Origin of the sequence: Streptococcus sp. HMSC062B01 (genome assembly GCF_001811085.1) — a bacterium.
Taxonomy (GTDB): Bacteria; Bacillota; Bacilli; order Lactobacillales; family Streptococcaceae; genus Streptococcus; species Streptococcus gordonii.
This window is the reverse complement of the sequence record NZ_KZ672780.1, coordinates 23,873-41,984: the sequence shown is the minus strand read 5'-3', so window position 1 is coordinate 41,984 and position 18,112 is coordinate 23,873. Positions and strand designations below refer to the sequence as shown.

General features: G+C 44.2%; 17 protein-coding genes. 5 read left to right on the top strand and 12 right to left on the bottom strand.

Annotation, left to right across the window (positions count from 1 at the left end):
- Positions 1 to 155 precede the first annotated feature (155 nt).
- From HMPREF2780_RS03590 to dinB, 5 genes are all read right to left on the bottom strand, one after another.
- Positions 156 to 794, bottom strand: a complete 639-nt coding sequence (locus HMPREF2780_RS03590) for a TetR/AcrR family transcriptional regulator (RefSeq protein WP_105026169.1) — start codon at positions 792 to 794, stop codon at positions 156 to 158.
- Positions 795 to 869: 75 nt separating this feature from the next.
- Entirely contained in the window at positions 870 to 1,616 is a 747-nt protein-coding gene (locus HMPREF2780_RS03585; protein WP_105026168.1) for a CPBP family intramembrane glutamic endopeptidase, read from the bottom strand.
- Between the two features lie 45 nt (positions 1,617 to 1,661).
- A complete protein-coding gene (locus tag HMPREF2780_RS03580) occupies positions 1,662 to 2,456 on the bottom strand; it encodes a CPBP family intramembrane glutamic endopeptidase (RefSeq protein ID WP_105026167.1) in 795 nt (264 codons plus the stop codon).
- Positions 2,457 to 2,774: 318 nt separating this feature from the next.
- Positions 2,775 to 3,089, bottom strand: a complete 315-nt coding sequence (locus HMPREF2780_RS03570) for a hypothetical protein (protein WP_002907313.1) — start codon at positions 3,087 to 3,089, stop codon at positions 2,775 to 2,777.
- 215 nt (positions 3,090 to 3,304) lie between these two features.
- On the bottom strand, positions 3,305 to 4,369 hold the full coding sequence (gene dinB / locus HMPREF2780_RS03565; protein WP_105026166.1) for a DNA polymerase IV: 1,065 nt from the start codon (positions 4,367 to 4,369) through the stop codon (positions 3,305 to 3,307).
- A gap of 249 nt (positions 4,370 to 4,618) precedes the next feature.
- On the opposite strand from dinB, the gene pflB reads away from it, so the two are divergent.
- From pflB to HMPREF2780_RS03540, 5 genes are all read left to right on the top strand, one after another.
- Positions 4,619 to 6,934: a formate C-acetyltransferase gene (pflB, locus tag HMPREF2780_RS03560; protein ID WP_011999778.1), complete on the top strand. Its 2,316-nt coding sequence runs from the start codon at positions 4,619 to 4,621 to the stop codon at positions 6,932 to 6,934.
- Positions 6,935 to 7,071: 137 nt separating this feature from the next.
- On the top strand, positions 7,072 to 7,830 hold the full coding sequence (locus HMPREF2780_RS03555; RefSeq protein WP_045505396.1) for a threonine/serine exporter family protein: 759 nt from the start codon (positions 7,072 to 7,074) through the stop codon (positions 7,828 to 7,830).
- Between the two features lie 4 nt (positions 7,831 to 7,834).
- A complete protein-coding gene (locus HMPREF2780_RS03550) occupies positions 7,835 to 8,290 on the top strand; it encodes a threonine/serine exporter family protein (RefSeq protein ID WP_045505394.1) in 456 nt (151 codons plus the stop codon).
- A 187-nt stretch (positions 8,291 to 8,477) separates the two neighbouring features.
- A complete protein-coding gene (locus tag HMPREF2780_RS03545; protein ID WP_061596191.1) occupies positions 8,478 to 9,656 on the top strand; it encodes a hydroxymethylglutaryl-CoA synthase in 1,179 nt (392 codons plus the stop codon).
- A complete protein-coding gene (locus HMPREF2780_RS03540; protein ID WP_061596193.1) occupies positions 9,653 to 10,927 on the top strand; it encodes a hydroxymethylglutaryl-CoA reductase, degradative in 1,275 nt (424 codons plus the stop codon). Before HMPREF2780_RS03545 ends, HMPREF2780_RS03540 begins: the two co-directional genes overlap by 4 nt.
- Before the next feature lie 39 nt (positions 10,928 to 10,966).
- Here HMPREF2780_RS03540 and fni read toward each other — a convergent pair whose 3' ends face one another.
- From fni to HMPREF2780_RS03505, 7 genes are all read right to left on the bottom strand, one after another.
- Positions 10,967 to 11,974, bottom strand: coding sequence for a type 2 isopentenyl-diphosphate Delta-isomerase (fni, locus tag HMPREF2780_RS03535; RefSeq protein ID WP_105026165.1), 1,008 nt, complete (start codon positions 11,972 to 11,974; stop codon positions 10,967 to 10,969).
- A complete protein-coding gene (locus HMPREF2780_RS03530; protein ID WP_061596195.1) occupies positions 11,955 to 12,974 on the bottom strand; it encodes a phosphomevalonate kinase in 1,020 nt (339 codons plus the stop codon). Before HMPREF2780_RS03530 ends, fni begins: the two co-directional genes overlap by 20 nt.
- Positions 12,964 to 13,911: a diphosphomevalonate decarboxylase gene (gene mvaD, locus HMPREF2780_RS03525; RefSeq protein ID WP_061596197.1), complete on the bottom strand. Its 948-nt coding sequence runs from the start codon at positions 13,909 to 13,911 to the stop codon at positions 12,964 to 12,966. The genes HMPREF2780_RS03530 and mvaD overlap by 11 nt, the downstream gene beginning before the upstream one ends.
- Positions 13,893 to 14,771 carry a mevalonate kinase gene (gene mvk, locus HMPREF2780_RS03520; RefSeq protein WP_105026164.1) on the bottom strand — a complete coding sequence of 293 codons (879 nt, stop codon included), beginning with the start codon at positions 14,769 to 14,771 and terminating at the stop codon, positions 13,893 to 13,895. The genes mvaD and mvk overlap by 19 nt, the downstream gene beginning before the upstream one ends.
- Before the next feature lie 129 nt (positions 14,772 to 14,900).
- Positions 14,901 to 15,836: a serine hydrolase domain-containing protein gene (locus HMPREF2780_RS03515; protein ID WP_105026163.1), complete on the bottom strand. Its 936-nt coding sequence runs from the start codon at positions 15,834 to 15,836 to the stop codon at positions 14,901 to 14,903.
- The gene (locus HMPREF2780_RS03510) at positions 15,833 to 16,570 is read right to left on the bottom strand and encodes a CppA N-terminal domain-containing protein (RefSeq protein ID WP_105026162.1); all 738 of its coding nucleotides are present in this window, start codon (positions 16,568 to 16,570) and stop codon (positions 15,833 to 15,835) included. Before HMPREF2780_RS03510 ends, HMPREF2780_RS03515 begins: the two co-directional genes overlap by 4 nt.
- A 127-nt stretch (positions 16,571 to 16,697) precedes the next feature.
- Positions 16,698 to 17,978, bottom strand: coding sequence for a hypothetical protein (locus HMPREF2780_RS03505; protein WP_105026161.1), 1,281 nt, complete (start codon positions 17,976 to 17,978; stop codon positions 16,698 to 16,700).
- Positions 17,979 to 18,112 lie beyond the last annotated feature (134 nt).

Sequence of the window (18,112 nt, the reverse complement as noted above, 5' to 3'; positions counted from 1 at the left end):
ATAAAGCGGAGACGCTCAGCCTGCTTTTCAAAACTTTTCTCTGAAAATCGACCCCCTAATCGGCCTGACCGAGGAAGATATCCACAGTATATTCAGCACATAAATAAAAAGGCTAGGACAGAATTAAATTTTTTAGTTCTGTCCTATCGCCTTTTTTAATGCTTATTTTTCTGGCTAAAGAGCTGCATGAGCTCATCATTAAAGATATCCATGCCGACCGAGGTCATCATAAACTGCAGAAAATGGAAGCGTTCTGGCAGTTTTTCAGGATCGCTTTCAAAAACGGTCCCATGCATCCAAAAATTCACCAGTAGCAGAAAAACTTCCGCAGCCTGGTCCGGATACTGGGTTTGAAGGGAGCCATCTGCCATCCCTTTTTTGATAATGTCACTGACCAGAGGGGCGCCTATCCGCAGATTGTCCCGCATCATGGTCAAAATAAAGCCTGCGTCCTTCTCATACTCACCCACAATGCCGTCCGTAGCCCGGGCTGTCTGACTTTCCAGATTAGACTTGAGGATGGTCTGCAGCTGCTCTCTGCCAGTCAGATTTTCCGTAGCCTTGAGCCACTGCTTCATCTCTTCTTCCATCAGCTCCTGCCGGCTCCTAATCACCGCCAGGACAATCTCATCTTTTGACTTAAAATGATGATAGATAGCCCCCTTGGAGATGCCCGCCGTCTGGGCGATATCCTGCATACTAGTCTTTTCGGACCCCTTTTGGATAAAGAGCTGGGTCGCTGTATTTAAAATTTTTTCTCTCATGGCCTGGGATTTGTCTTTTCGCTGCGCCATTCTGTTCCCCTTTGTTTCTAGTATAGCTTTATTCTACCAAAAAAGCCGGAGAAATACAAAATCTTAAAAATATCTTTAAGCCTTGTCTTGCTGATCCCTTTGATACCAAAGATAGATACTGTAAGCCGTCATCAAGATATAGCCTAGGAAAAAGAGCGGATTTTCCGTCCCCTTCCCCAGGAAAATGCCTTCACCAATGGTATTGATGGCCCCGTGGAAAAGAACACAGTAAAGGATGGACTGACTGACCTTGTAAAGAGCCGCCAGCCAGAAACGGGCGAGCAGGCAGGCGGCAGTAAAGACTAGAAAAGAAGTCCCTGCCTGACTGCTGCCGGGCATAAAGAAGAGGGGCAGATGCCAGACAGCCCAGATTAACCCAGTTGTTACAGTTGCCAAAGGGAAGGGCAGGATCTTCTCCAGACTTGGCTGCAGGAAGCCCTGCCAGCCAATCTCTTCATTGCCGCCTGTCAGAAAAGTCGTCATGAGAAAAAGCAGAGCAATCCTGAGGGGGCTAAAACCAGGCAGGAGCGGGCTCCAAAAGACTATGGAAAGGGTATAAAGAATTGTCAAAATCAAGAGATGGACCCAAGTCCTTTTTCGGGCCAATCCGATAGAAGTCAAGAGCTCCTTGAACGATTTTCCTAAGACCAGTTTAGCCCCAATGGCCGGGCCAAAAACACCAGCGATGGTTAGGACCTGGGAAATAATAGGAATCCTCAGGAAAGCCGAAGCCAGCCAGGCAGACCAGCTGATGCCAAAAGTCCAGGCCAGAAAGGGCAGGATATGCCTTGTCTCTGGCCCAACATGTGTTTGTGTTTTCATATGATTACTCCTTTTTCTTTGGCAGAAGAGCGATTGCCAAGATTTTTAGCCTGCATCTTTCTCAGCCCCTTTCCGGTTGCCCTTCCAATACCACCAGCCGACCAGCAGGGCGGTCATGACCAGATTAGCAGCCTGGAAGCTGAGATACCTTCCGCCATTTGTAGCACTGCCGACAATCGTCGCCTGAGCAAAGTTAATGCAGCCGTGAAAGACCATGCAGGCAAAGACAGAGGCCGTCTGCTTGTAGAGAACTGCCAGACAGAAACAGAGCAAGATACCAAAGGAGAGATAGAAGAGCAAAGAAACCTGACCTTGACTCGTTCCCGGAATCAGCCAGAGGGGCAGATGCCAGGCCACCCAGACCAGAGCCGTGATGACAGTTGCCAGAGGGAAGGAGAATTTTTTCTCCAGAGCCGGCTGCAGCACTCCCCGCCAGCCCAGCTCTTCGTTCCCGCCTCCAACAAAGGTGACAAAGGTCCAGCCCAGAGGAAACATCAGAACGGCATTGAGCGGCGGTAATACAGGATTGGCGATAAAAAGGGTCAAAACCCGAACCAGACAGAAGACCAGCATGTAAATCCACCAGCCTTTGGCATGGGAGAAGATAAAGTCCAGCATCTTCTTAGGATGAGAAATTTTGAGGCTGATAAAAGTTCCCAAGGTCGGTCCGAAGCCCCCGATGTAATTGAGAGCAAATCCCAAAGGCTCAGCCCCGCTGGTCAGCTTCAGGGCGGTTAAAATATACTGAAGCAGCCAGGCTCCCCAGGTAATGCCAAAAGTCCAGGCCAGAAAGGGCAGGATATGCCTTGTCTCTGGCTCTACATGTGTTTGTTTGTTCATACGATAACTCCTTATCAAATATAGAATAGTGAAAAGTCATCCGAAAACTGGACAAAGGCATCCTTTACTCTCAGTCTTTCAGATGATTACCTGTTTTGAAACGCAGATTTTTAATATCCGACCATTCGGTTTGTTTTATTATAAAAAATAAAGACCTGCGCCAAATAGAAAACGTAGTCTTTTAGTCTTTGCCTAAAATAAAAAGCAAAGATAGACTAAATAATGCTAAAAGCTATGTCAGCACCGTTTAGCTACTGCCTGCTGCTTTTAGTTTCTAAGTTGTCCTGACTCTGATGCTTAAGACAGGCCATTTCACTGCTACTTGCTCCTTTCTTTATTTTGCAATCGCCGAATTTGCCAGAGATTGGAGGCAATGCTCAGACCCCCTACTGCCATAATACCCAGTCCTCGCCATGGGCTAAAGACAGAAGTCAGCAAGCCACCAGCAAGGACAGCATATCCAGCTTTGACTCCCCACTTAGAATAGCGTATGCCATTCTCACCCTGTGACATCTTTTTCAGCTTTTCTGCATGCTGCTGCAAAAACTCTTTCTGACCTTCCAGCTGCCGATCCATCTCCTGATTCAACTTGAGGATGTGCTCGCTTGTTTTTTCTACTACAGATTTCTTCATTTCTGCTCCTTTCTTTTCAAAAAACCGACCAGACGGTTTTTTTTATTTTATAGACCTAGTATAACAGACACAGAAAACTTTGTCCAGTATTTTTTCAAAAAAGATTATTTTTAGTCAATGAAAATCATCAGACAACTTAGAAAATCGTCACAGGCAACTCTCTCATACTAAAAACTATATCTAAAAAAGCTCGGTAATGAACCAAGCCTTTATCTTTATTCAAACCCCGTCACTGTCAGTCCTAGCAGCCGGATGCCTCGTGGTTGTTCTTCCAAGCTATCGTAAATCTCATGAGCCGTTCGCTCGATTTGCTCCTTGTCTTGAGTGGTTAGATTCAAACTTTTCCTTTTAGTCAAGGTGGAGAAATCGGCATAACGGATTTTCAGAACGATGGTTCGTCCTTTCTTATCATGCTTAGTCAGGCTATTTTCTACCTTCTGTGCCAGCAGGGTCAGCTCTTTCTTGATATCCTCCTCACTATAGAGCAGTTTGGCATAGGTCCGCTCCTTCCCAATCGACTTACGGATGCGATTGGACTTGACTGGACTATTACTGATGCCACGCGCTTTACGATAGAGATCAAAACCAAAGCGGCCAAACTTATCAATCAAGGTCATTTCTGGTATCTTGAGCAGATCTCCACCAGTATAAACCCCCATTTCATGTAGTTTCTCAACACTCTTCTTACCAACCCCATGAAACTTAGCAATATCCATTGGCGCTAGAAAGGCCTCTGCTTCCTCAGGCAGAATAACAGTCAGACCATGAGGCTTCTCATAGTCACTGGCAATCTTGGCCAGAAACTTATTATAAGAAACGCCTGCCGAAGCCGTCAGTTGCAGCTCATTCCAGATATCGTGCTGAATCAACTTGGCTATTTTGACTGCGGATTTAATCCCCAGCTTGTTTTCCGTTACATCCAGATAAGCTTCATCAATACTCATCGGCTCAATCAAGTCCGTATAGCGTTTAAAAATCTCTCGGATCTGCAAGCCGACTGCCTGATATTTTTCGTAATTCCCAGAGATAAAAATCCCCTGCGGGCAACGCTCATAGGCTTCCTTGGAGCTCATAGCCGAATGAACTCCGAACTTTCTGGCCTCATAATTACAGGTGGAGACGACACCACGACCGCCAGTCAAGCGTGGGTCGCTGCCGATGATGACCGGATGCCCCTTGAGCTTAGGATTATCCCTGACTTCGACAGCAGCAAAAAAGGCATCCATGTCAATATGGATGATTTTTCTTGATGTGTCGTTAATTAAGGGGAATATCAACATTCTAGTCGCCTCTTATTCTTGTCTTCCAATTCTAGTATAACCTTTTTCTCATTTTTGCCCAACTATTTGCTAAGAAATTTCTCTCATCCGTCTATATAGTACACTTTTCGGATTTTCAGACAACTGTATTATAAAAGAAAAGGCTTACAAATCCCGAAAACACTTTGTGTAAACGATTACTATGTGTTATACTTTAACTATACAAATGTAACAGATACTTGTTACTAGAAAGAAAAAGAGGAATTTAACATGGTTGTTAAAACTGTTGTCGAAGCACAAGATATTTTTGACAAGGCTTGGGAAGGCTTCAAAGGTGAAGATTGGAAAGAAAAAGCAAGTATTTCACGCTTTGTTCAAGCTAACTACACTCCTTACGATGGAGATGAAAGCTTCTTAGCAGGTCCAACTGAACGCTCTCTTCATATTAAAAAGATTATTGAAGAAACAAAGGCTCACTATGAAGCAACTCGTTTCCCAATGGACACTCGCCCAGCATCTATTGCAGGTATCCCAGCTGGCTACATTGACAAAGATAACGAGCTAATCTATGGTATCCAAAACGACGAACTCTTCAAATTGAACTTCATGCCAAAAGGTGGTATCCGTATGGCTGAAACAACTTTGAAGGAAAATGGTTATGAGCCAGATCCAGCTGTTCACGAAATCTTTACTAAGTACGTGACAACAGTTAACGATGGTATCTTCCGTGCTTACACTTCAAACATTCGTCGTGCTCGCCACGCTCACACAGTTACTGGTCTTCCAGATGCTTACTCTCGTGGACGTATCATCGGGGTTTATGCCCGTTTAGCCTTGTACGGTGCTGACTACTTGATGGCTGAGAAAGTGAATGACTGGAATGCTTTGACAGAAATCGATGAAGAAACTATTCGCCTTCGCGAAGAAGTCAACATGCAATACCAAGCACTTGCTGAAGTTGTTAAATTAGGTGACCTTTACGGAGTTGATGTTCGTCGTCCTGCCTTCGATACTAAAGAAGCTATCCAATGGACAAACATTGCCTTCATGGCAGTCTGCCGCGTCATCAACGGTGCTGCAACTTCTCTTGGACGTGTGCCAATCGTTCTTGATGTCTTTGCCGAACGCGACCTTGCTCGTGGCACTTACACTGAAAGCGAAATCCAAGAATTTATCGATGACTTCGTTTTGAAACTTCGTACTGTTAAATTTGCTCGTACAAAAGCTTACGACCAACTTTATTCTGGTGACCCAACCTTCATCACAACTTCTATGGCAGGTATGGGTAACGATGGTCGTCACCGTGTTACTAAGATGGACTACCGTTTCTTGAACACTCTTGACAACATCGGTAACTCACCAGAACCAAATTTGACAGTTCTTTGGACTGACAAATTACCTTACAACTTCCGTCGCTACTGTATGCATATGAGCCACAAACACTCTTCTATCCAATACGAAGGTGTAACAACAATGGCGAAAGATGGATATGGCGAAATGAGCTGTATCTCATGTTGTGTATCTCCACTTGACCCAGAAAATGAAGAACAACGCCACAACATCCAGTACTTCGGTGCTCGTGTAAACGTTTTGAAAGCTCTTCTTACTGGTTTGAACGGTGGTTATGACGATGTGCATAAAGACTACAAGGTATTTGACATCGATCCTATCCGTGACGAAGTTCTTGAATTTGAATCAGTTAAAGCTAACTTTGAAAAATCACTTGACTGGTTGACTGACACTTACGTAGATGCTTTGAACATCATCCACTACATGACTGACAAGTATAACTACGAAGCTGTTCAAATGGCCTTCTTGCCTACTCACCAACGTGCGAACATGGGATTCGGTATCTGTGGTTTTGCTAACACTGTTGATACATTGTCAGCTATCAAGTACGCTACCGTTAAACCAATCCGTGACGAAAATGGCTACATCTACGATTACGAAACAATCGGTGAATACCCACGTTGGGGTGAAGATGATCCTCGTTCAAACGAATTGGCTGAATGGTTGGTTGAAGCTTACACAACTCGTTTGCGTAGCCACAAACTTTACAAGAACGCTGAAGCTACAGTATCACTCTTGACAATCACATCTAACGTTGCTTACTCTAAACAAACTGGTAACTCACCAGTCCACAAAGGAGTATACCTCAACGAAGACGGTACTGTGAACTTGTCTAAACTTGAGTTCTTCTCACCAGGTGCTAACCCATCTAACAAAGCAAAAGGTGGCTGGTTGCAAAACTTGAACTCACTTGCTAGCTTGGACTTCAGTTACGCAGCTGACGGTATCTCATTGACAACTCAAGTATCACCTCGTGCGCTTGGTAAAACTCATGACGAACAAGTAGACAACTTGGTAACAATCCTTGATGGTTACTTTGAAAATGGTGGACAACACGTTAACTTGAACGTTATGGACTTGAAGGACGTTTACGACAAGATTATGTCTGGCGAAGACGTTATCGTTCGTATTTCTGGTTACTGTGTAAATACTAAGTACCTCACTCCAGAACAAAAAACTGAATTGACTCAACGTGTATTCCACGAAGTCCTTTCAATGGATGATGCTTTGAGCTAATAAGTCATTAAATTAAACTATAAAGGAAGATTGGTTTATTTCCAGTCTTCTTTTTTGATTTTACATGGAATTTTTATGAAGAAGCTTCTGAATTTTGCTATAATAGAAGAAAGTTTAGAAACACTTGGAAAGAGATTATGGAAGAGTCAAAAGAATTTAATCTAGCTGTAGATGTCATCATGCTAGCCGGCACCCTCTTATTGCAAAGTGGATCCGAAATCTACCGAGTTGAAGATACCATGATTCGGATCGCTCATTCGCAGGGGATTATTGATTGCAATGCTCTAGCTATGCCAGTTGCGATTTTCTTCTCAGTCGAGAATACGAATTTCTCTCGTATGAAACGTATCGTGCATTCAAATTATAATATTGAGAAGGTCTGTGATGTCAACCAAGTCTCTCGTCAGTTGACCAGCGGTCAATTAACCTTGCAAGAGGCTTACGATGAACTCTTACGTCTCAAAAACAAGCGTCTGCCTTACAACAAGAAACAATTGACCATTGCAGCTACGCTCAGTGCCCCATTTTTTTCCATCATGTTTGGAGGAAATTTTTACGATGCACTTGGCGCTGCTGTGGCAACCTTCTTTGGCTTTACCTTTTCACTGTACGCTGAGAAGTATGTACGAATTCCTTTTGTTACAGCCTTTGCAGGTGCCTTTGTTTTTGGTTTGTTAGCACAGGCCTGGGCCCGCTACTCTGGTTTTAACTCAACTGCAGACTTGATTATAGCAGGCTCTGTCATGCCTTTTGTTCCTGGGATTGCCCTGACTAATGCTGTCCGTGACATCATGACCAATCACATTAATTCGGGAATGAGTAAACTTTTTGAATCTCTTCTCATTACCCTAGCTCTTGGTGCGGGTACTTCCGTTGCCCTTGTATTAATGAAATAAAGCTATGACAATACTAACATTTTTCCTTCAAGCTCTTGCAAGTTTGTTGGCTATTATCACTTTTCTTATCGTCTTAAATGTCCAACGCAGAATGCTAATTCCAGCTGGTCTACTGGGGATGTCTATCTGGCTTCTTTATTTACTTTTAAAAGGCCCGACCAATGTTATCGTAGCCACCTTTGTAGCTGCTATCGTCGGATCTTGCTGTAGCCAAATTATGAGTGTTATTTATAAAACTCCTGCAGTTGTATTCATCCTGTCAATTCTGGCCCCCTTAGTCCCTGGCTACCTCTCCTATCGAACAACCGCATTCTTTGTAACTGGCGATTATAGTAAGGCCATGGTTAATGCCACCTTAGTAGTCATCTTGGCCCTCGTTATTTCGATTGGGATGGCCAGTGGTACAGTTGCGTTAAAACTTTTTAAGTATATTCAAAAAAGAAAGCACGTCCACTATTGAGTTGACTATAAAGTCTAAACAATTTTGATGCTTCTGATTAAATCTTAGTAAAAATAGGTTTTTCACTAAGATGTTTTAAGTTCCCTGTCTTTGTTCGACGGGGCTTTTTTATCAGTTTTATTTTGAATTATGGTAAAATAGATGTTGAAATACTCTTGATAATCATATCAAGATATGAGGTTTTAATATGAAAATAGGAATCGATAAAATTGGATTTGCAACCTCCAATTATGTCTTGAAGTTAAACGATTTAGCGGCAGCGCGTGCTACCGATCCAGAAAAACTAAGCAAGGGACTCCTGCTTAAAGAACTCAGCATTGCTCCTCTGACAGAAGATATTATCACCTTAGGAGCTGCAGCTGCAGATCCCATTTTGACAAGTGAAGACAAAGAGAAGATTGACATGGTCATTGTTGCTACGGAGTCAAGCATTGATCAGAGCAAGGCAGCGGCCGTTTTTATTCATGGCCTTTTGGCGATCCAGCCCTTTGCCCGGAGTTTTGAGATTAAAGAAGCCTGTTATGGTGCTACTGCAGCACTTGACTACGCAAAACTCCATATCGAAAAATATCCAGATAGCAAGGTCCTCGTTATTGCCAGTGATATTGCCAAATATGGTATTAATACTCCTGGTGAACCAACTCAGGGAGCGGGAGCTATTGCAATGTTGATAAGTAAGGATCCTCGTATCTTAATTTTTAATGAAGATAATGTCGCTCAAACTCGTGACGTTATGGATTTTTGGCGTCCAAATTACTCGACAACGCCTTATGTAAATGGACTCTACTCTACCCAACAATACTTGGATTGTTTGAAAACAACTTGGGACGAGTACCAAAAGCGCCACAAGCTTTCTCTCAAAGATTTTGCAGCCTACTGTTTCCATCTTCCTTATCCAAAACTGGCTCTTAAAGGTCTCAATAAAATCATGGATAAAAGCCTTCCTCAAGAGCAGCAAGATCAGCTTAAGGAAAACTTTGAAAAGTCAATCCTCTACAGTCAAAAAGTCGGAAATATTTACACAGGTTCGCTTTTCCTAGGTCTTTTGTCCCTCTTAGAAAACTCAGATAATCTTAAGGCTGGTGACAAGATTGCTCTCTTTAGTTATGGTAGTGGTGCTGTAGCAGAAATTTTCAGTGTTTCCTTAGTTCCAGGCTATGAAAAACAGCTGTCACGGACACGTCTGGAGGAACTAGACCAGCGTCAAGCTCTTTCTGTTGAAGAATACGAGCATATCTTTTTTGCAGAAGCTAAATTGGATGCAGAGGGTAATGCTAGCTTCTCTGGCTATGAAGACCAAAGCTTTGCTCTGGCGGAAATTGCAGAGCACCAGCGTAAATATATCAAAGTTGAGAAATCATCATGAAAGTAAACTGGACTGGATTCTCCAAAAAAACTCCTGCTGAACGGCTGCAGATGCTGAAAGAAAAGGGACTTTTACAAGATGAATACTGGCAGCTACTAGACAGTCAGCAGACTTTGCCTCTGGAAACGGCCAATCAGATGAGCGAAAATGTCCTGGCCACTCTGGCCCTGCCCTACTCTCTGGTGCCAGACTTTCTGGTGGATGGCAAAAGCTATCAAGTTCCATTTGTGACAGAAGAGCCATCTGTTGTAGCAGCGGCTAGCTTTGCGGCTAAGATTATCAAACGTTCAGGCGGATTTGAGACAGAGGTCCACAAACGCCAAATGATTGGTCAGATTGTCCTCTATCATGTTGAAAAGGTCGACCAAGCTGTTAAAGATGTTCTCAGGAAAAAGAAAGAGTTGCTGGAACAGGCCAATCAAGCCTATCCATCGATTGTGGCCCGTGGCGGCGGTGCTAGAGATTTCTGGCTGGAGCAAAAGGATGACTTCCTCATTTTCTATCTATCTGTGGATACGCAGGAAGCCATGGGAGCCAATATGCTCAACACCATGCTGGAGGCTCTCACCCTTCCTCTAGAAGAGCTGACTGGCGGTAAGAGTCTGATGGCTATCCTGTCAAACTATGCAACAGATAGCCTAGTAACAGCCCGCTGTGTCATCGACTATCGCTTTCTCAGTCGGGATAAGGCTGAGGCGGAGCTTCTTGCAGATAAAATGCAGCTGGCTAGCAAGCTAGCCCAGGTCGATCCTTACCGGGCAGCTACCCACAATAAAGGCATCTTTAATGGTATTGATGCTTTGGTACTGGCTACTGGAAATGACTGGAGGGCTATAGAAGCTGGCGCTCATGCCTATGCCAGCCGAGAAGGAAGCTACCGTGGCCTCTCTACTTGGACGGCAGACCCAGACAAACGCCAGCTTCATGGTCAGATGACCCTGCCCATGCCCATTGCAACTAAGGGAGGTTCCATCGGCCTCAATCCCGCAGTAACAGCCAGCTTTGACTTGCTGGGGCAACCTCAGGCTAAGGAATTGGCATCCCTCATCGTATCGGTTGGATTGGCACAAAACTTCGCTGCCCTCAAAGCCTTGGTCAGCACTGGCATCCAAGCCGGACACATGAAATTGCAAGCCAAATCTTTAGCATTGCAAGCTGGAGCTCAAGGCGAAGAAATTGCTACTGTAGCCAATCACTTAACAGCCATGAAAACTTTCAACCTCGCTACTGCTCAGGAAATCCTAGCTGACTTACGAAAACAGGACAAGTAAAAAGGCCTTGATGGCCTTTTTTGTATGTCTTTATGCTATTTATTGAATCTGTTTCTGAGCCTCTTTCAGCCGCCCATAGAGTAGATAAGGTACACTCTTTAATTCTTGCAAGTTTCGGCAGGACAGGGCGCACATGATGAGACGCAGATCTGATTTCCAGCCTTCTACAATATCAATAACCTCTTCCACCGAGTGATTTTCCACCAAGTCCAGCATGGTGCGAGAGAGGCCAACTGCCTTAGCTCCTAAGACAAGGGCTTTGATCATATCCAAAGGATGGCGGACACCTCCACTAGCCAAGAGTTCGACCTCATCGCGCAGTGGTTGAAGAGCTAGCAGGCTTTGCAGAGTAGATTGCCCCCAATCATTGAGGTAGTCACGATTCCCACCCCGCTGATTTTCAATATAGGCAAAGCTAGTGCCACCACGGCCGGAAATATCAAAAGTCTGAATACCCAAGGAGCGTGCTTCTTCGACAGTAGAGCAATCCATGCCAAAGCCAACTTCTTTAAGAATTAGGGGAAGATCCAATCGCTGACTATAATCCGCCAAGTGCTGACGCCAAGAACGAAACTCCCGCTCGCCCTCTGGCATCAGCAATTCCTGCATGAGATTGACATGAATCTGCAAAAAGAGGGGCTGCAAATCTGCTACTGCCTGCTGGGCGGCTTGATAAGGCTTGTCTAAGCCGATATTGGTAGCCAGCAATAAATTAGGCCGACCAACCGCCACCTGATAGGAAGTGTCAGAAGGATTTTTCAAGGCTGCACTGTAAGAGCCAGTCACAAAAAGAAGGCCACAACTTTCAGCTACTTGAGCCAACTTTTCATTGATCTGACCGCCTTTTTGGCTGCCACCAGTCATGGCATTGATGTAAAAAGGAAAGTCCCAGTCACGACCAGCAAAGTGAGTAGATAGGTCAATCTCTGCCAAATCATACTTGGGCAAAGAACGGTGAACCAGTTCCATTTCATCAAAACTGTTGTAACCCGGACGCTGCTCTAAAGCGTATTTGATATGGTCGTCCTTACGATTCTGGCTCATCATGGCCCATCCTTTCTCTGTATAATAGCTCAATGCCAGCTTCTTTCCATGCTTGAATCAGTTGCTTGCTAGATGCGGCATCAAAGCTGAGAGCAATCCCGCAGTCACCACCGCCGGCACCACTGCTCTTAGCCACACAGTTCAGTCCCTCTGCTGCTTCTTTTAAGACTTTCAGCCTGTCTGTATAAATAGCTGGGCTGAGCCTTTCTAAGAGCTGACTAGCCTTTTCCAGACTAGACTGAATAGCGAGCTTATCTCCTGCTAATAAAGCTCTCTCCAAAGCATCAACCTGTGTCCTACTGCCTGTCAAAAAGGACTCTGAAATAGCTGACTTGACCTGATTGACCAAGTCCTTAGAAATCGCTGGCTGCTTGGTCCAGCCAACTAGAAAATCCATGGCTAAGTAAGGCTTAATACTACGAATTTCAAAACCCCAATCCTCTGCTAACAGCTGTAGCAAATCAACTTTGTCCATACGCTTACGGATCAGTTCTCTATCAAAAGACCGGTAGTAAATCAAGTCTTCATAAGCAATGCAGGCTAGATCTCCCATGGAGCCATTGTCTCCGCGCTTGAGGAGAACGTAAGAAGCCAGCTTAAAGAGTAGCTCTGGCTCTAAGTCCAGCTCATAAAGGGCTGCTATGGCCTTGAGAGTCAGCATAACCACACTACCACTGGAGCCAATCCCAAACTTCTTGCCGTCTCTTTCCATCTTGCCACTAATCTTCAGTGAAAAAGGCTGAAGTTGGTAACCTAAGGCTAGCAAATAAGTGTTCATAACCCCTACCGCATCCTGAATCAAGGCATAATCAGGATCTGGCTCTAGATTAGCGCTGTGTTCAAACATATCTGATGTCAAGCGATAGTCAGGCGCTGCCTGGATTTCTCCCGTCATATAGATTGGGATGGCCTTGATAATGGCTGGCTGACCGGCCGTTAGCACTGCATATTCACCCGCCAGATAGAGCTTACCGCAGGTTTGGACTCTTGCACTAGCTTTCATTTGACAAGTCCTTTGTTTTGGAGACGATAAGTCGGTACTCCTTCTCAAATATAGCAGCCAGATGGTCTAGGTCTTCCTCCAAGCAGAGGACCTTGACATTGGGCCCCGCGTCCATGGTAAAGTAGCAACGCTCGCCCTGCTCCCGTAGCTTTCTGACGGCATCCATAGCTTGGTAAGACTCCTCTGTCAGATAAGAAAACGGCAGATAAGCTTTCTCTGTCGTAGCATGCATCCGAAGAGCATTTTCTTCCGTCAGCTGACCAACCTTGGCAAAATCATTGTCCTGTAAATAGCCTAGCATAGCCTGATAATCCAAGGCAGACTGGGCAATCCAATCTGGGAAAATGGTGGAAGTTTTAGCACAGAGCTCCATACCGTCTCGGCTGGAAATGGGCTTTTTCTCATCGTGCAGAACCAACATAATCATGGCTAGCTTCAAATCCGTCTTGACTGGATAGATGACTCCACTGTCCTTATCCCAGGCCGCTAGCGGACCAAAGAAAGACCGAGCAGAGGATCCTGAAGCAAACTTGGCCAGCTGAGCCAGCTCTTGCGTCTGATAGCCCGTCTGAAAATAAGCATTGCAGGCCTTGACCAGAGCAGATAGACCGCTGGAGCTGGAAGACAGCCCTGCTGCAGTTGGCATATTATTGCTGGTATCAACGCGGACAAAACCATCTTCTGGAGAGCGGAAACGGTCAATAATCTTACTGATTTTAGCATGTTCTGCCGGGCTTTGCAGCTGACCGTCAATATAAAACTCATCTCCAGTCGCTGAGTCCGGCAAAGGACTCAGCTGCGTCTCGGTATACATATTTTCCAGTGTCAGAGAAATACTACTGGTAGACGGAATCATCTTTTCTGCATCTTTCTTTCCCCAATATTTTACAATTGCAATATTGGCATAGGATTTGACACTTACAGGCTTTCGATCCATGTGTTAATGGCCCCTTTCTCTCTCAATACGGTGGCTAAGACATCCGCCTGACTTCTTTCTCCTACAAGAGCAATGACACAGCCGCCCAGACCACCGCCACTCATCTTAGCTCCCAAAGCTCCATTTTCAATAGCCACCGCTACTAGCTCATCAGCTTTCTGGCAAGACACTCCTAGCCTAGCTAGCTTCTCATGAGCCTTGGTCATAGCTTGCCCCATCGTCATCAGATCCTTGATAGAAATGGCTTTCTCAAGGATTTTTGTTAAATTCCCCAATTCCTGCAACAAAGGCAGAGCCTTTTGACCCTGACTTTCTACAGCACGGATGGCTTCGCGAGTATGACCATGAATACCTGTATCTGCAATTACTAAAAACGCATCCAGATCCAGCTTAATTTCACTGAAACCAAAGTTGCGGATGAATTTGATAGCTACATCACTAAGGCAGGTCTTGGCATCAAGGCCGCTGGGATTCATATGGGCAATCATCTCTGCCCGATTGGCTAGAATCTCTAGGGTTTGGTCATCCAGCTCTTCTTCAAAGTAGTCAAAAACAGCCCGAATAGCTGCAATACTAACCGCAGCCGATGAACCCATCCCTCTCTTTTCAGGAACCATAGACTCCACCTGACAGCGTATCTTAGCACCTTGTCGACCGAGATGTTCTAGACAGGCAAAAACAGCCATAGACAGTGTATCCTCAGCGTAGAGGGTCCAGGCCCGCTCAGACGGAAAGACCCGGCAGGTTACTTCGATATGGTTGAGTGGCAAGGAAATAGCTGGATAGCCATAGACTACCGAATGCTCCCCCATCAAAATAATTTTACTGTGTGCCTTTCCGACACCAATTTCTTTTGTCATGATCTTTCCCTATATTTATTTCTTTAACTATTATTTTAATATACTTTGAAAAAAAAAGCGATTTTTACGAGAAAAATCTTTAGGATTCAAGGAACATGATAAAACTCCGAACTTAGAAGTCGGAGTATCTTATAATTCCGTTTTTATCAGGTCCATCAGCTGGTTGCGATCTACGATCCACTGAGCCCGCTCGTCTTTTTCATAGGTCCGGTTGGACAAGAAAATGACTGCCTTTTGCTCCTTGCGATTGTACATGATAAAGGTTCCCGTGTAGCCAGTGTGATCCAGCCAGCCGTCTTCCAGATTCCAAGCTAGACTGCGCCTTTTGCCTGGCTCCTTGGAAAAATTCTGGGTCAGATTGGCCGCAAAGTCATCCTGCAGATAATGCTCCAGAAATATTTCCAAATCCTTGAGAGTTGAAAATAAGCCAGCACTGCCAGCATGGATACCTAGAACACGCGCCTTGGGATCATGAACCTGACCATCTTGGACACCGCGAACGGTCGGTACAGCTCCTGGAACTGGTCCAAAGCCTGTCTCAGCCAAGCCCCAAGGCTGGAAAATCTGATCTTGAAAAATCTGGTCCAAAGCTTGACCATAGATTTCTTCCAACATAAAACCCAAGAGCAAAAAATTCACATCTGTATAGCGAAAGGTCTTATCTTCAAACACCGTCAAATGATTGAGTGCTTCTTTCAACTCGGGAGCTGTCAGCTGATCACGATTGGGAATAAAAGGATCAAGCCCTGACGTGTGAGTCAAGAGCTGGCGCACAGTCACATCTTCTCGATGAAAGTCCGGATAATAGTGTTGCAAGGGCAAATCCAGATCCAGCTTTCCCTGCTCATATAAAAAGGCTGCTAGAGTCCCCACTCCGACCACCTTGCTGACGCTAGCCAGATCATAGACCAAGCCCGCTTGAGTGACTTTTCTTTCTTGTGGATCAGCCAGACCAAAGTAGAATTCCCGCCACTGACCAGCTTGATATAGGGCTAGGCTAGCCCCAGGATAGATTTCCTGACGAATCTGCTCTTGAATTTTCTCAAAAATTTTTTGCTTTGTCATGCTTGTTCAAACCACAAGTCAATCTGACTAACATCTGTCGCTAAAAGAAACTTTTTAGACTTAGGAACGAACAAATCACGTCCTTCAAGAAGCTCAGCCAATTGATCTACATCAAAACGTTCCAGAGAAAACTTAATCATAGACAAGTCCCAAGTTGCTGCATTTTCAGCTAATAAATCCTGGCCTTCTTCCTCTTTAAACTCAATTGGTAGCGTATCGCCAAAAGGTTGATAATAAGTTTGAGCTGCTGATTTATTAGGAACATTGAGAATCACTTTTTCAATATAAAATTGTGTTAAACCAGTGAACTCAGCCTGTGTCTCAAATGCTGGAGTCTTTTCTAGAGCACGGAGTGTTTGAGAATCATCCTCAGCATGAACTAAGAAAGTATCTCCCTCTGGGGAAACAGCCTTGAAAGCATAGCCCTTCTCACCTTGGTAGACCTGTAAAACAGGACGTGCCTGTCCTAGCAAGGCTTCAATTTCTTTTGGCTCTTCAACCTTTATAGTAATCTGAGCTAGTTTTTTAGGGCCAACAACCTTACGCGAACGCGCGCCTGGTGATTCTTCAATCACTAATCTTTCGCTCTTTGTCTGATCTCCCAAACTGACACCTGGGCCTTCTTCCAACAGATTTTTCATCCCTAATGTCTGACAATAAAATTCTAAGTTTAAACGACGATTGTTCGTTTTTAGTACTGGTACAGCCTTAATCGTTTGATGATTTCGTGTCATAAATTCCTCCAAGTCTCTTCTATTTTAGAGGATTTTCTCCTATTTGACAAATAATTATATAAAAATTTTTAAAAAACAAACACAAGCATAAACAAAAAGCAGCAGGTCATTCCCTGCTACTTGTAAATCAACAATAAACATTGTGAGCGACAACTAAACCATTTGCAGACTCAAATTCATACTGCAAGTAATTTTGGTAAGTTCCAGGCGCTATAATTCCTCTTACATTCAAAATAGCAGTCCCAGCCTGACCAACAATCGAGTCCGCCAGCAAACAACAATTGGTCGAAAGAATAAAATAGCTTTTAAAATGGCTACTCTTGAATTTATAAAGCTCCGCCCCTAGCTCATGCTTTAATTTATAAGCATAGGTGGGACTACCATTGAGTTCCCGATCACTGGGTTCCCATGGCTCTAGCAAGTCATCGATTTCTCTCAGACGCTTTTCAACGGCCTCTCTTTCCTGATCAGTTAAGGCCAGAGAATAGCCAAATAAGGTCTTTTTACTCTCTTTTTTACACAAATCAATATAAGCATCCTTATCCACTTTAAATAGTACCCCGTCACCAATGGTACCAAATAGTTTCTGAGAAAAAGGATCATAACTGCCATAGGAAATCACCTTGCCCTTATAGCAAATATCGACATGACCAATCGCTCCAAACAGGTTTTCCTTAGAAGTATGAACAAGAACTTCTAAATCAGCTTTCTGTTCTCCTTTTAGGATCCGATAAACACTTGATAATTCCTGGTCCTTGGTCCCACGAAAAAAACGGTTGAAGCGTTCTAGTTGTTCAAACGGAACAAAAGCCGCTATGATGACGGGCAAATTGACCCGAAAATGCCTGCGTAAATCCTTTCTTTCCTTATCAAGGTCGAAGAAAAGCCCATCTCTCATATTGGAAATTCCCAGCAAAATCAAATAAATACCTAAAAATAAAAATTGCTGACGACCATCTGTAGCTGGCGAAAAAATGGTTGTTAGAGCTACCAGTCCCTGAAGAACCGCATCAAATAAGTAACGAAAACCTCCCTTAGCCCGATCACAACGGTAGAGGTAATAAGTAATGGCATAAACCACAGCTGTCGCCAACTGATAAAGCCCTAAAATAATAATGACAACATTAACCGAAAAGTTACCAAGTTCATTCAAGCCTGCTAAAAGCAAGCCAAAGATGATTCGTAAAATCTCAGATGTCAGCGGAATATCTTTCTTACCAGCAAAAAAGTAGAGAATACTATTAAACAAGCCCACTAGAAAAAAATAGAGGCTGAGCAAGTCCAGAGCCAGCTTTGTAAACCCTGCTCCATTTATGATAACAATAATTCCCAGCAGAATGGCTAAGAGACCGAAAAGCAAGGTCCGTCGCCCGCTTAATCGATCCATTTTAAATGGAACAATCTTCATTTTCTTCCCTCCAGACTGTACCCTTATTCTTGCCTACTATGAAAAGATAAGAAGGCAGAAATATATACAAAAATCACTTCTTTCCCTCTAGCTTCAAGTCAGCTGAGTCTGCTAAAAAAGGGCTTGCGCCCTTT